The following is a 12282-nucleotide window of genomic DNA, read 5'->3' on the forward strand; positions in this document are numbered from 1 at the left end:
TGATGGAGAGGGAAGATGCGCTGTTCTCTATCAACCATCAACTTTCAACCTGAAACAACGCGCAGCGCGGACGCGCTCAGCGTTTCGGCATCATTCCTTCAAAGATGTCCACGGCGCGGTCGCCGTTGTCGAGGACTTCCACGTCCAGACCCAGCGAGTGCAGCTCTTTCACGAGCACCTTGAAGGACTCGGGGATGGTGCTGCCCGAGACTTCCTCGCCCTTGACGATGCTCTGGTAAGCGGCGTCACGGCCGTCAATGTCGTCGGACTTGATCGTCAGCATTTCTTGCAGGGTGTGCGCGGCGCCGTACGCTTCCAGCGCCCACACTTCCATTTCCCCGAAGCGCTGACCGCCGAACTGCGCCTTGCCGCCCAGCGGCTGCTGGGTAATCAGGCTGTACGGGCCGGTGGAGCGGGCGTGGAGCTTGTCTTCCACCATGTGGTACAGCTTCATCACGTACATGGTGCCGACCACCACGGGGCCCGAGATGGGCTCGCCGGTGCGGCCGTCGTACAGCACGCTCTTGCCGGTGCGCGACAGTTCCATCTGGGCTTTCTCGTAATCGCCCTGCGCGTCACGGATGACGCCCAGCTTGGCGGCGCGGTCCAGCACTTCCTGCTCGCGCTTGTCGAGCTCGAAGCCTTCGTCCTTGCGGGCCTGGATGCGCTCGGCGGCGGCCACTTCCAGCATTTCCTTGATGGTCGCCTCGGTCACCGAGTCGAACACGGGGGTTTCGAACTTCTGGCCGGTCAGGCGCGCCACTTCACCCAGGTGGGTTTCCAGAATCTGGCCCAGGTTCATGCGGCTGGGCACGCCCAGCGGGTTGAACACGAGGTCCACGGGGGTGCCGTCTTCCAGGTAGGGCATGTCCTCGGGGGCCATGATCTTGGAGACCACGCCCTTGTTCCCGTGGCGGTTGGCCACCTTGTCGCCCACCTGCAGCTGGCGCTTCTGGGCCACGTACACGCGCACCATTTCGCGCACGCCGGGCTTCAGGTCCACGCCTTCGTCACCGCGGCGGAAGCGCACGGTCTTCACCACGATGCCGCCCTGGCCGGACTGCACGCGCAGCGAGGTGTCCTTCACTTCGCGGGCCTTTTCACCGAAGATCGAGCGCAGCAGGCGCTCCTCGGGGGTGGGCTCGCTCTCGCCCTTGAAGCTGGTCTTGCCGACCAGAATGTCGCCGGGTTTGACCTCGGCGCCCACGCGCACGATGCCGTCCTCGTCGAGGTCGCGCAGCGCGGCTTCACTCAGACCGGGGATGTCGCGGGTGATCTTTTCCGGCCCCAGCTTGGTGTCGCGGGCTTCGATCTCGTCCTTTTCAATGTGGACCGAGGTGTAGAAGTCCTTGCGCACCAGCCCCTCAGAGATGCAGATGGCGTCTTCGAAGTTGAAGCCGTCAAACGGCATGATGGCGATGGTGATGTTCTGGCCCAGCGCGAGGCGGCCCAGGTCGCTGGCAGGACCGTCGGCGATCACTTGCCCAGCGGTCACGGTGTCGCCAATGTCCACGATGGGGTGCTGGTCGAGGTTGGTGCCCTGGTTGGAGCGGGTAAAGCGCACGAGTTCAAAGGTGCGCACGTTGCCCTGATTCATGCCCACGCTGGGGGCGTCCTCGGTCAGGGTCACCTGAATCACGCGGGCGTCCACGTAGGTCACGCGGCCCGTCACGTCGCTGACCACGCTCGTGCCGCTGTCGGTCACCACGCGGCGCTCCACACCCGTGCCCACGGCGGGGCTGTCGGCCCGCACCAGCGGCACGGCCTGCGACTGCATGTTCGAACCCATCAGGGCGCGGTTGGCGTCGTCGTGCTCCAGGAAGGGAATCAGGGACGTGTTGATCGAGACGATCTGCTTGGGCGAGACGTCCATGTAGTCCACTTCTTCGGGGGTGTACCACAGCGGGTCACCCTTGCGGCGGGCCAGCACGCGCTCGTCGCTGAAAGTGCCGTCGTCATTGAGCGGGCTGTTCGCCTGCGCCACGGTGTAACGGTCTTCAATGTCGGCGGTCATGTAGACCACGTCGTCGGTCACGCGGCCACCCTCCACCTTGCGGTAGGGCGCTTCAATAAAGCCCAGGTCGTTCACCTTGGCGTAGGAAGCCAGCGAGGAGATCAGGCCGATGTTGGCGCCTTCGGGCGTTTCAATCGGGCAGATGCGGCCGTAGTGGGTCCGGTGCACGTCGCGCACGTCGAAGCCGGCGCGCTCGCGGGTCAGACCGCCCGGCCCCAGCGCAGAGATGCGGCGCTTGTGGCGCAGGTCCGACAGGGGGTTGGTCTGGTCCTTGAACTGCGACAGCTGGCTGCGGCCGAAGAACTCGCGCATGGCCGCCACGATGGGGCGGTTGTTCACCAGCTTGGTGGGGGTCGCGGCGTCGGGGTTGCCCAGCAGCATGCGCTCGCGCACGCCGCGCGCCATGCGGCCCATGCCCACGCGCAGCTGGTCGGCCAGCAGTTCGCCCACGGTGCGCACGCGGCGGTTGCCGAGGTGGTCAATGTCGTCCTCGGCCACGGGCACATCGGTGATCACGCCGTCGGCGTCCACCATGCCCACGGTCTCGCGGCCGTACTGCAGCGCCATCAGGTAGCGGATGGTGTCCACCAGACCGGCGTCCGTGAACTTGCCGTCCTGGAAGTTCAGCAGGGTGCGCTCGGGGCGGTTCACGCCCAGCTTGGTGTTCATCTTAAAGCGGCCGGGCTCGCCCAGGTCGTAGCGGCGGGGGTCGGCCAGCAGGCCGTACAGGTACTGAATGGCCTTGTCGCGCTTGGGCGGGTCACCGGGGCGCAGCACCGTGAACAGGCGCAGCAGGGCTTCATCCGCGCCCATGCCCGCACTCTTGTCCTCGGGCAGTTCCATGTCCGGCTCGAACTCCGTGAACAGGGCGCGCAGGCTGGCGTCGTCGTAGCCCAGCACGCGCAGCAGCATCGCCACGGGGAACTTGCGCTTGTTCACCTTCATTTCCAGTACGCCACCCGCGAACTCCAGTTCGATCCAGGGGCCGCGCTTGGGCATGGGAATGATCGCGCCGGTGTACATCTTCTTGATGCCCTTGTAGGAGCTGGTGAAGTACACGCCGGGGGAGCGGTGAATCTGGCTGATGATCACGCGGTCGGCGCCGTTGATCACAAACGAGCCGTCCTCGGTCATCAGGGGCAGGTCGCCCAGGAACACCTGGTCTTCCTTGATCAGGCCGCTGTCCTTGTGGATCAGCTGCAGCTTGGCGTACATGGGCGCCTGGTAGGTGACGTCCTTTTCACGGCACTCTTCGGGCGTGTAGGGCGGCTCGCCCAGGCGGTACTCCAGGAAGTCCAGCACGAGGCCCGTGGAGCGGCCCTTTTCGGTTTCGTCGATTGGGAAGACTTCTTTAAACGCACTCTGCAGACCCGTGTAATCGCGGGCGTCGGGCGCCTTGTCGTCTTGCAGGAAGGCCTTGAAGGAGTTCACCTGAATCTCGGTCAGGTTGGGCAGCGGAATGACGTCCGCGATGTCACCGAACCGCTCAATGCGCGGCCCTTTTTTGCTCAAACTCATGTCCACCTCTGGGGCACCCTGTGGAGGTTGGCTGCGGCCCTTGCTGGGGCGTCAAAAGGCGCAGCCGGGACGCGCGGCCCTCCGGCCACGTTCCCGTTTCGTGTTGCTTAACTTTGCCGAGCCGCTTCTCGCAAAGAACTCCTGCCCGACCCATCATGGTCAGCACAGGGAAGTCTACACCCTGGGGGGCAGACCGGTCAAACTGGGCGCGTGGGGGCGCCCTGCGGAGCTGTGTCCGGCAAGTGTGCCCAACCGGGCCGGGCGGCGTCAAGCGGCCACCTTCATGAAATGCCGGCAGATCTGCCGGTGTGCCGGCGCCTGGCCCCGTAGCATGGGGGCGTGGACGCCCTGCAACCCTACCTGCCGCTGATCATCAATGCCCTGCGCGTGCTCGCCATCATCGGCCTGATTCACGCCATTGTCACGCGGCAGCAGGTGTACTGGATCGTCATGCTGGCGTTTGGGGCGCTGTTTGGCGGGCTGTTCGGGCTGGCCTTCGCGGCGGTGTACACCTTCATGGTGCTGCTGCCAGCCGCGCGGGGGGGCGGCCGGGTGGCCGGGCGGGCAGTGGCGCGCGGCGTGGAGGCCCTGAAGCCTCTGGACCTGCGCATCCGCGAGGCGCAGGCCGAACTGGATGAAAGCGATACCCTGCAGCGCCGCGCCGATCTGGCCGCCCTGCAGGCCCGCGCCGGGCGCCCCGATGAGGCCCAGGCCACCTTGCAGCCGCTCCTCAGCGGCATTTACGCCGACGACCCGGTGGTGCTGCTGACCAGCGCCGAACTGGATCTGGCCCGGGGGCAGGCCGCCGAGGCCGAAGACAAGCTGCGCCGCGTGGACCTGAAGGCCAGCGCCGCCACGCGCACCCGCACGCTGACCCTGCTGGCCCAGGCCCAGGACGCCCAGGGCAAGCCCGAGGCCGACGCCACCTTCAAGGACGCCCTGAACGCCGCCACCACCGAGGAGCCGCGCGCCCGCTACGCCGCGTATCTGGCGCGGCAGGGCCGGCGTGACGAGGCCCGCGCCCTGCTGGACGCCCTGGACAAGACCGAGCGCAAGGCGACAAACCTCTACCGCCGCCAGGAACGCGAATGGTTTCAACTGGGCCGCGAGCTGAGGAAGGACCTGAAGTGATCGCCGCGCCGGTGTACCTGCACAGCTGGCCGACGGCTGACCAGCCCGAGCAGGTGCGCCGGGTGGACGCGGGACAGACCGTCTGGACCTTCGCCTTTCCGTCAGAGCTGCACCAGCAGTCGGCCCGGCTGGGGCTGGGGGACCTCTGGCTCACCGCGTGCCCGGGTGGCAGCGTGATTGCCGCCAATCTGTGCGAGGTCTGGCGGGTGGAGGCGACCACGGGCCAGCGCCTCAACCTCTGGCCGGGCGAGGTCTGGTCTGCGCAGGGCGACGCCGTGGTGATCGTCACGGATGCCCCGAAGGGATACAGCGCGCTCGACACCTTCTGGTTTCGGGCCACCGTCGTCCGCACCGCTGGAGAAGTGAACGTCGCGGGCGCCGTCCGGGCCCGCCCCACCTGCAGCGGCTTTGATGTCCTGGGCCTGCGTTGGCTGGGCGAGGCCCTGCGCCTCAGCCTGCGCGACGGCTGTGGGCTGTGGGCCAAAACCTGGGCCCCTTGAGGGCGTGCCTGTGAAGGTCCCCAGGCAATCTGCGGGTTAACCCGTTGGCAGCGCCGAGAGGGGAGAGGTCTTCGATTTGGCCTGACCTCGCAAAGCACTGTTTTTGACAGTTTGGGCCGTACGCGGAGAGCGGCTCGACGAACCCGCTGTTTTCCTCCTTCGCCTTCGGGGGGACAGGTAGAGCGGCGCCGCCGAGGGTGGAGCTTGGAACGCGGCGCCGCCGAGGGGGGTTGAGCGGACCCAGCGTTCCAGACGGCGTGTCCCGCAGGGCCGGTCTGCTCCTATTGTTCAAAAGTGGTCCGAACGGTTGGAGAACGCCGGTTGGAGCGCGCTGAAGTCTGTCCCGCACGCCTCTTCCCACAACCGAATGTCTGGTTTCCTTGACATCGTGTCTGGTTTAGCTTACTTTGGGGCATGACCCCATCTCACCTTGAGTCGGCGCCGCAACGGCCAGTGCAGGAGAAAACCGCGTGGATGAGTCTGCTGACCACGCTGGCCCTGTACGTGCCCTATTTCGCTTTCGTGTGGCCCGAACTGCTGGCGGGCACAGCCACCATTGGCCCAGCCTTGGTCCTGCTGATCGTGGTTCAGGCGGTGCTGCTGCCGCTGAGCCTGTGGGTCTGGCGCCGTCTGGAAGGCGGGCCCGAGGGGGCCCTGACAGACGAACGCGACCGCGCTATCGCCTTGCGGGCCACCCGCACCTCCTATGTCGTGCTGGTCGGGCTGGGCTTTACCTGGGGCACCGTCCTGCTGCTGCCGGGCGGGGCGGCCCTGGCGGTGTCGGGCACCCTGCTGCATGTGGCGCTGCTGTCGTTCGTCCTGGCCGAAGTGGCGGGCAATGTCGTGTCGCTGTGGTCGTACCACCGGGACGGCTGAGGGTGCCCGTGAGCAACCACCTTCGCCGCCTGCGCTTTGAAGCGGGCGAGATGACCCAACAGCAACTGGCCCAGCAGGTGGGCGTGACCCGCCAGACCGTGATTGCCATTGAAGGCGGCAAGTATGCGCCGTCGCTGGAACTGGCCTTTAAGCTGGCCGCGGCGCTGGGCCGGCCGCTGGAGCAGGTGTTCCAGTATCAGCCTGAGGGCTAGGCCATCTTTATTACCCGGGTGATATTGCGTTGCTGAATTCCACCCGGGTAATATCACGCCATGACCCAGCACACCTATACCGCTTTCCTGGGTCCGCAGCGGCTGGCCACCGGGCCACTGCCCGAGACGCTGCGGGCCGTCAAAGCCGCGCTGGACGCCCTGGCCGGCCCCCGCACCCAGCCCCTGATCGTGTTCAACGATGAAACGGGCCGCCCGGCCGATTTCGACTGGCGCGGCACCGTGGACGAGGTGCTGGCCCGGCATGCCCCCGGCGCCAAGGCGGGCCCCGGGCGGCCCAAGCTGGGGGTGGTGTCTCGCGAGGTCTCGCTGCTGCCCCGGCACTGGGACTGGCTGGAAAGCCATCCCAACGGCGCCTCCGCCGCGCTGCGCCGCCTGATTGACGAGGCCCGCAAAGCCGACCCCGAAGGCGAGCGCCGCCGCATGGCCAGCCTCGCTGCCGACCGCTTCCTGACGGTGATGGGCGGCGACCTCGCCGGGGCCGAGGACGCCAGCCGCGCCCTGTACGCCGGGGACCGCGCGGCCTTCGAGGCCCAGGTGGCAGGGTGGCCCGAGGACCTGCGCCTGCACGCGCTGTATCTGGCCGCCCCCGCCTTCGGAGCGGCCCCATGACCGTCAAGGACCGCCGCGCTGCCCGGACGTTCACCCCGCGTATGGGGGTGTACCGGATTACCCATCTGCCCTCGGGGCGGACCTTGCTGGGCAGCAGTCCACATGTGGAGGGGCAGCTGAACCGCATTCGCTTTGAGCTGGAGCTGCGTGGGCACCGCCACGCGCAGCTCCAGCGCGACTGGGCCGCCGATGGCCCCGAAAGTTTCCGTTTTGAAGTGCTGGATGACCTGCCGCCGCAGCGTCCCGGCGAAGACCCCCAGGACGACCTGAAGGAGTTGCTTGCGCTATGGCAGGAGAAGCTGAACATTCCGGCCCACCAGCGGTACTGACGCTGGCGCCCGGCACCACGGCGGCCGAACTGGAGCGCCTGGCGCAGGGGGCGCCCCCTGAACTGCGCGCCGCCATTGCCGCGCACCCCAACACGCCGCCCGCGTTGCTGGAAGACCTAGCGGCCACCTTCCCGGCCCAGGTGCTGGCCAACCCGGCGCTGCCGCTGCTGCGCCTGGCGCACCCCCGGCTGCTGCTGGACGTGCCGCTGCACACCCTGTTGCGCCTGCTCTCCCAGCCCGACGCCCCCTCGTGGCTGCTGCGGCACGCCCTGATCGCCTCGGCCATCGAGATCCAGGCGGCGGCGGCGGCCCACCCAGCCCTCACCGCCCACCAGATAGACCAGATGGTGGGTCATCCGGCGTGGCAGGTGCGCGCGCGGATTGCGGCCCGGCCCGAGTTGCCCCCCGCCCTGATTGCCCGGCTGGCCGGCGACGCCGACTACGGGGTGCGCATGTACATCGCCGCCCGCACAGACCTGCCCCCGGTGGTGGCCCAGCAACTGGCGGCCGATCCTTCGGTGTTTGTGCGGCAGGTGCTGGTGCGCGCGCAGCAGAGCGGGCTGGCCGCCTTTGTGCTGGGCTTGTGCCTGCTGCCCTGGAGCTGAGAGCAGAAGCCAGGAAAAACTCGGGGTCGCTCTGTGGGGCGGATGAAGTGAGGGGCGGCAACCAGCAGCGGCGTGGGTTCCGGGGGAAAACGGGCCGCCGCTGTGAGGCCAACGCCGCTCTCAGCACTCCGACTTGAGCCAAGCGAGCAAGAGTTGAGTGCCCCTCCAAGCTAGAGGAGCGCCACCCTGTGGTGCATGGGTGCCGCCAAGCCTCAACTAAAAACCCCCAGCCGCGTGGGCTGGGGGCTGCACTCCCGGTGAGGGGGGACTTACTTCAGTTCGACCTTGGCGCCAGCGGCTTCCAGCTGGGCCTTGATCTTCTCGGCGTCGTCCTTGCTGGCGCCTTCCTTCAGCACGCCGCCCTTCTCGCTCATGTCCTTGGCTTCCTTCAGGCCCAGGCCGGTGATGGCGCGGATTTCCTTAATGACGTTGATCTTGCTGGCGCCGGCATCCACCAGCACCACGTCAAATTCGGTCTTCTCTTCCACAGCGGCGGCGGGGCCAGCGGCGGGGCCGGCGGCCACGGCGGCAGTCACGCCCCAGGTTTCCTTCAGACCGTCGATGAGGTCCGCGAGTTCCATGATGGTGAGCTGGCCGAGCTGGTCGATGAGCGCTTGTTTGTCGTAAGCCATGATTGTGTCCTCCGAAATTGAAGTGGGGGGTGCCCGGTGAGGGGCAGGCCGGGGGGCTTAAGCGCCCTGGCCTTCGAGTTTTTCTTTGTACGCTTCGAGGATGCCCACGAAGTTGCTGAGGTGCGCGCTGAGCACGCCCACCAGCTCGCCCTGCAGGCTCTGCTTGCTGCCCAAGCTCGCCAGACGCTCAATCACCTTGACGTCCACGCGGTTGCCTTCAACAAGACCAGCCTTCACGGCGGGAATGCCCTTGTCGTTGCCCTTGGCGGCGTCGCTCAGGGCCTTGGCGACCCCGGCGGGATCGTCCTGCGCCACCACGATGGCGCTGGGGCCCTTCAGCGCGTCGCTGAAGTCACGGCCGTCGCCCTGAAGGGCGAGGTTGATCAGGGTGTTCTTGGCAACAATCAGCTGCCCACCCTTTTCACGGATGTCCTTGCGCAGTTTGCTCAGCTGACCGGCGGTCAGGCCCTGGTAGTCGACGACGTAAAACGACTCGACGCCCGAGAGGCTGCCCGTCAGGGCGCTGAGGGTCTGCTGGTTCTTTTCGTTCGCCACGCAGTACCTCCTTGGTGGGAACGAGTCCAGGTGCACGGTCGCGCCCCTGGCAACTCGGCGGGCTGTTTAAACCTGGCAAGGGTCCCCGCTGTCTTAGGTGCCGGAATAGAAACGGATTGGAGAGGTGCGAGAGCGCACCGGGGTGCCGAAGAAGGATGTTGACGGGTGAAGGTTGATGGTCGATGGTTTTTCGGTCAACCATCAACCTTCGTCCATCAACGCGCGGTTTAGGCGCTGGTGCTGCTGAGGGTCAGCTCGATGCTGGGGCCCATGGTGGTGGTCAGGAAGGCGCTGCGCAGGAACACGCCCTTGGCGCTGCCGGGCTTGGCGGCTTCCAGCGCGCTCACCAGGGCGGTGTAGTTGGCGCTGAGGTTGCCGGGCTCAAAGCTGGCCTTGCCGATGGGCGCGTGCACCACGCCGGTCTTGTCGTTGCGGAACTCGATGCGGCCGGCCTTGAGGCCCTTGACCATACCGGTCACGTCGGGGCCCACGGTGCCGCTCTTGGGGTTGGGCAGCAGGCCGCGCGGCCCGAGCAGACGGGCGAGCTTCTGGCCCACCTGCGCCATCATGTCGGGGGTGGCGACCACGGCGTCGAAGTCCATGAACCCGCCGGCAATGCGCTCGATCAGGTCCTCGCTGCCCACCACATCGGCGCCCGCGGCTTCGGCGGCCTGCACGTTGTCGCCCTTGGTGATCACGGCCACGCGCACGGTCTTGCCGGTGCCGTGGGGCAGCGCCACCGTGCCACGCACGTTCTGGTCGCTCTTGCGGGGGTCAATGCCGAGGCGGAAGTGCACTTCCACGGTCTCGTCGAACTTGGCGGTCGCCAGGTCCTTGACCAGGGCGGCGGCTTCGTCGATGGTGTACTGCTTCTTGCGGTCCACTTTGGCCGCCAGCGCTTCGTAGCGCTTGCCACGCTTAGGCATTGGGGGCCCCCTCAATGGTCACGCCCATGGAGCGGGCGGTGCCGGCCACGGTGTTGGCGGCGGCTTCCACGCTGCCCGCGTTCAGGTCGGGCATCTTGGTCTTGGCGATTTCCAGCACCTGATCCCAGCTGAGCTTGCCGACCTTGGCCTTGTTGGGGGTCGCGCTGCCTTTCTGCAGGCCAGCGGCCTTGCGGATCAGGTAGCTCATGGGAGGGGTCTTGGTGATGAAGGTAAACGAGCGGTCCGCGTAGATCGTGATCTCGACGGGGATGATCGCGTCACCCTTGTCGGCCGTCTGCGCGTTGAACGCCTTCGTGAACTCCATGATGTTCGCGCCGTACTGACCCAGCGCGGGACCCACGGGGGGGGCCGGGGTGGCCTTGCCCGCCGGGAGTTGCAGTTTGACTAACCCTGCGACTTTCTTCATTTGGTTCCTCCTTAGCTCCCCCGCGCTGGCGCCTGGGCCGGCTGGGGTGATGGCGCTAAGTTCCGTCTTGACCGCCCGGGGTGACCCCAAACGGAAAACAGCAACTTTTTCAGTGTAGCGGCCCCCGGCGTCTTTGCCAAGGGCCGGGCGGGGTTTACTTGGCGACCTGGCTGAAGTCGAGTTCCACGGGCGTCTCGCGGCCGAAGATGCTGACCAGCACCTTGACCTTGGACTGTGCCATGTTCACTTCGCTCACCACACCGCTGAAGTCGGCAAAGGGGCCGCTGGTGACGCGCACCATGTCGCCCGCCTTGAAGTCGATCTTCACGCGCGGCGCTTCTTCCACCACCGGCTGCGCCGCCACGCCCACCGAGGCCAGCAGACGCTGCACCTCGTCGGGCGAGAGGGGCACAGGGCGGGTGGCGGTGCCCACGAAGCCGGTCACGCCGTTGGTGCCGCGCACGACTTCCCAGGACTCGCCCAGTTCGCCGGGGGCGTCGTCGTCTTCCACGTCCATCTGCACGAAGACATAGCCTGGGAACAGTTTGCGGCGGACGGTTTCTTTTTTGCCGCCCTCGCGCAGCTCCACGGCTTCCTCTTCCGGCTGGATCACCTGAAAGATCTTGGTGCCGCGCATGCCCAGTTTGCCCGCGCGTTCCATCAGGTGCTGCTCCACGCGGTCTTCCTGACCCACGTAGGTGTGCACGGCGTACCACTCGATACTCATGGCAGCACCGCGCGAATCAGGTTGTGAAACAAGAGGTCCATGATCCAGACGATCACGGTCAGGGCGATGACAAAGATCAGCACGGCCTGCGTGCCTTCCAGCACCTGCGCCCGGCTGGGCCACGAGACGCGCGACAGTTCGGCGCGCGAATCACGGAAGTACTGAATCAAGTTCATGCGTTCACCTGCGACAGAGAAAAAGGGGGGGTCCGCTGGTCACAGCGGGCATGAAGCGCCCGCAGGCGCGGAAGCTCAGACCTTCTTCTCTTTGAAGACCACGTGCTTCTTGGCCACGGGGTCGTACTTGCGCAGTTCCATCTTCGCCTGCGTGTTGCGGCGGTTCTTGGTGGTGGTGTAGTAGAACCCGGTGCCGGCGGTGCTTTCCATTTTCACGATGATGCGGGGGCCGTCTTTCGCCATGAGCTGCTCCTTCGCAAAGGCCCTTTAGGGGCGGCTTTGCTCCCAGCGTCCCTGAAGGGGCGGGGGACCGCAGGCACTCAGGCCGGGGCCACGCTGGTAAAAGCCCGCCTTGTGGCGGGCAACATTCGAATTATAGGGACCCAGGGGGGAGGTGTCTACCGCTGCGGCAGGCCGGTGGGGTAGCCGTCGAGACTCAGGCGGTTTTTTCGTGCCCGGTAGGCGTGCAGTTCCTCGTCGCCCTGGCGCTCGGCCCAGCGGTTCAGGTCCTCACGCGGCGCCTCAAACGTCATCAGCGGAACGGCCATGCCGCACGAGGTTTGCACCAGATCCACGTCCAGCACGAACAGCTGGCGCGTGCCCGGCAGTGCGGGGAACAGGGCGAGGTGCCCAGCCCAGCCTTCGTCTCCAGGCTGCCGCATGGTGGCCCGTCCATAGAGACGCAGAATCAGGGGAGGCCCTTCAAAAGCACAGAACATCAGCGTCATGCGGGGGTGCTGCAGCAAGTGGGCGGCGGTTTCGTTGCCACTGCCGGTCACACTCAGCCAGACCACCCGGTTGGGCCCCAGCACCCGCAGGCTGTCCAGGCCCTTGGGCGAGACATTGACCCGGCCATCCGGGGCAGCGGTGCCCACAAAGAAGAGGGGCTGCGCCTCAATAAACGCCCGCAGGTGGGCGGTGGTCCCGGGCAACTGTTGGCCCAGGCTTCTGCTCATAGCGCACAGCAGCCAGCAGAGCATAAAAAAGAGGCCCCAAAGAGGGGCCTCTTTTAAAGGGTGAAGTC

Annotated in this window: 16 protein-coding genes; 7 read left to right on the top strand and 9 right to left on the bottom strand. The window is 66.6% G+C overall.

Annotated features, from left to right (window positions below; translation table 11 throughout):
• Positions 1-76: 76 nt before the first annotated feature.
• Positions 77-3532 (bottom strand): DNA-directed RNA polymerase subunit beta, encoded by a 3456-nt coding sequence (gene rpoB / locus K7W41_RS05020; protein ID WP_224605309.1) that lies wholly within the window; start codon positions 3530-3532, stop codon positions 77-79.
• Between the two features lie 339 nt (positions 3533-3871).
• Between rpoB and K7W41_RS05025 the strand changes: the two genes are divergently transcribed.
• The 7 genes from K7W41_RS05025 to K7W41_RS05055 all read left to right on the top strand — a co-directional run bounded on the left by K7W41_RS05025 (position 3872) and on the right by K7W41_RS05055 (position 7815).
• Positions 3872-4663 carry a hypothetical protein gene (locus tag K7W41_RS05025; protein WP_224605311.1) on the top strand — a complete coding sequence of 264 codons (792 nt, stop codon included), beginning with the start codon at positions 3872-3874 and terminating at the stop codon, positions 4661-4663.
• The gene (locus K7W41_RS05030) at positions 4660-5163 is read left to right on the top strand and encodes a hypothetical protein (protein ID WP_224605312.1); all 504 of its coding nucleotides are present in this window, start codon (positions 4660-4662) and stop codon (positions 5161-5163) included. Before K7W41_RS05025 ends, K7W41_RS05030 begins: the two co-directional genes overlap by 4 nt.
• 414 nt (positions 5164-5577) lie before the next feature.
• On the top strand, positions 5578-6039 hold the full coding sequence (locus K7W41_RS05035) for a hypothetical protein (protein ID WP_224605313.1): 462 nt from the start codon (positions 5578-5580) through the stop codon (positions 6037-6039).
• A gap of 8 nt (positions 6040-6047) precedes the next feature.
• Positions 6048-6251, top strand: a complete 204-nt coding sequence (locus tag K7W41_RS05040) for a helix-turn-helix transcriptional regulator (RefSeq protein ID WP_224605314.1) — start codon at positions 6048-6050, stop codon at positions 6249-6251.
• A 60-nt stretch (positions 6252-6311) separates the two neighbouring features.
• Positions 6312-6881, top strand: coding sequence for a DUF2239 family protein (locus tag K7W41_RS05045; protein WP_224605315.1), 570 nt, complete (start codon positions 6312-6314; stop codon positions 6879-6881).
• Positions 6878-7210 carry a GIY-YIG nuclease family protein gene (locus tag K7W41_RS05050; protein ID WP_224605316.1) on the top strand — a complete coding sequence of 111 codons (333 nt, stop codon included), beginning with the start codon at positions 6878-6880 and terminating at the stop codon, positions 7208-7210. Before K7W41_RS05045 ends, K7W41_RS05050 begins: the two co-directional genes overlap by 4 nt.
• The gene (locus tag K7W41_RS05055) at positions 7168-7815 is read left to right on the top strand and encodes a variant leucine-rich repeat-containing protein (protein ID WP_224605317.1); all 648 of its coding nucleotides are present in this window, start codon (positions 7168-7170) and stop codon (positions 7813-7815) included. The genes K7W41_RS05050 and K7W41_RS05055 overlap by 43 nt, the downstream gene beginning before the upstream one ends.
• A 269-nt stretch (positions 7816-8084) precedes the next feature.
• Here K7W41_RS05055 and rplL read toward each other — a convergent pair whose 3' ends face one another.
• The 8 genes from rplL to K7W41_RS05095 form a co-directional block, all read right to left on the bottom strand.
• Entirely contained in the window at positions 8085-8447 is a 363-nt protein-coding gene (gene rplL / locus K7W41_RS05060; RefSeq protein ID WP_107138005.1) for a 50S ribosomal protein L7/L12, read from the bottom strand.
• Between the two features lie 57 nt (positions 8448-8504).
• Positions 8505-9002 (bottom strand): 50S ribosomal protein L10, encoded by a 498-nt coding sequence (gene rplJ / locus K7W41_RS05065; protein WP_221089543.1) that lies wholly within the window; start codon positions 9000-9002, stop codon positions 8505-8507.
• Between the two features lie 227 nt (positions 9003-9229).
• Complete coding sequence (gene rplA, locus K7W41_RS05070; RefSeq protein WP_224605318.1) at positions 9230-9928, bottom strand: 50S ribosomal protein L1; 699 nt, start codon at positions 9926-9928, stop codon at positions 9230-9232.
• Positions 9921-10355, bottom strand: a complete 435-nt coding sequence (gene rplK / locus K7W41_RS05075; protein WP_221089541.1) for a 50S ribosomal protein L11 — start codon at positions 10353-10355, stop codon at positions 9921-9923. The genes rplA and rplK overlap by 8 nt, the downstream gene beginning before the upstream one ends.
• 154 nt (positions 10356-10509) lie before the next feature.
• On the bottom strand, positions 10510-11082 hold the full coding sequence (nusG, locus tag K7W41_RS05080; RefSeq protein ID WP_224605319.1) for a transcription termination/antitermination protein NusG: 573 nt from the start codon (positions 11080-11082) through the stop codon (positions 10510-10512).
• On the bottom strand, positions 11079-11258 hold the full coding sequence (gene secE / locus K7W41_RS05085) for a preprotein translocase subunit SecE (RefSeq protein ID WP_224605320.1): 180 nt from the start codon (positions 11256-11258) through the stop codon (positions 11079-11081). Before secE ends, nusG begins: the two co-directional genes overlap by 4 nt.
• Before the next feature lie 75 nt (positions 11259-11333).
• On the bottom strand, positions 11334-11501 hold the full coding sequence (gene rpmG / locus K7W41_RS05090; protein ID WP_012692576.1) for a 50S ribosomal protein L33: 168 nt from the start codon (positions 11499-11501) through the stop codon (positions 11334-11336).
• 155 nt (positions 11502-11656) lie between these two features.
• The gene (locus K7W41_RS05095) at positions 11657-12214 is read right to left on the bottom strand and encodes a pyridoxamine 5'-phosphate oxidase family protein (protein WP_224605322.1); all 558 of its coding nucleotides are present in this window, start codon (positions 12212-12214) and stop codon (positions 11657-11659) included.
• Positions 12215-12282 lie beyond the last annotated feature (68 nt).

The organism is Deinococcus multiflagellatus (assembly GCF_020166415.1).
In the GTDB taxonomy this organism is placed as follows: Bacteria; Deinococcota; Deinococci; order Deinococcales; family Deinococcaceae; genus Deinococcus; species Deinococcus multiflagellatus.

Coding starts and splice junctions, on each gene's coding strand:
- rplK (WP_221089541.1), bottom strand. CDS start 10,355: ATGAAGAAAGTCGCAGGGTTAGTCAAACTGCAACTCCCGGCGGGCAAG.
- rplL (WP_107138005.1), bottom strand. CDS start 8,447: ATGGCTTACGACAAACAAGCGCTCATCGACCAGCTCGGCCAGCTCACC.
- rplA (WP_224605318.1), bottom strand. CDS start 9,928: ATGCCTAAGCGTGGCAAGCGCTACGAAGCGCTGGCGGCCAAAGTGGAC.
- K7W41_RS05055 (WP_224605317.1), top strand. CDS start 7,168: ATGGCAGGAGAAGCTGAACATTCCGGCCCACCAGCGGTACTGACGCTG.
- secE (WP_224605320.1), bottom strand. CDS start 11,258: ATGAACTTGATTCAGTACTTCCGTGATTCGCGCGCCGAACTGTCGCGC.
- rpmG (WP_012692576.1), bottom strand. CDS start 11,501: ATGGCGAAAGACGGCCCCCGCATCATCGTGAAAATGGAAAGCACCGCC.
- K7W41_RS05045 (WP_224605315.1), top strand. CDS start 6,312: ATGACCCAGCACACCTATACCGCTTTCCTGGGTCCGCAGCGGCTGGCC.
- K7W41_RS05095 (WP_224605322.1), bottom strand. CDS start 12,214: ATGAGCAGAAGCCTGGGCCAACAGTTGCCCGGGACCACCGCCCACCTG.
- nusG (WP_224605319.1), bottom strand. CDS start 11,082: ATGAGTATCGAGTGGTACGCCGTGCACACCTACGTGGGTCAGGAAGAC.
- K7W41_RS05035 (WP_224605313.1), top strand. CDS start 5,578: ATGACCCCATCTCACCTTGAGTCGGCGCCGCAACGGCCAGTGCAGGAG.
- K7W41_RS05050 (WP_224605316.1), top strand. CDS start 6,878: ATGACCGTCAAGGACCGCCGCGCTGCCCGGACGTTCACCCCGCGTATG.
- rpoB (WP_224605309.1), bottom strand. CDS start 3,532: ATGAGTTTGAGCAAAAAAGGGCCGCGCATTGAGCGGTTCGGTGACATC.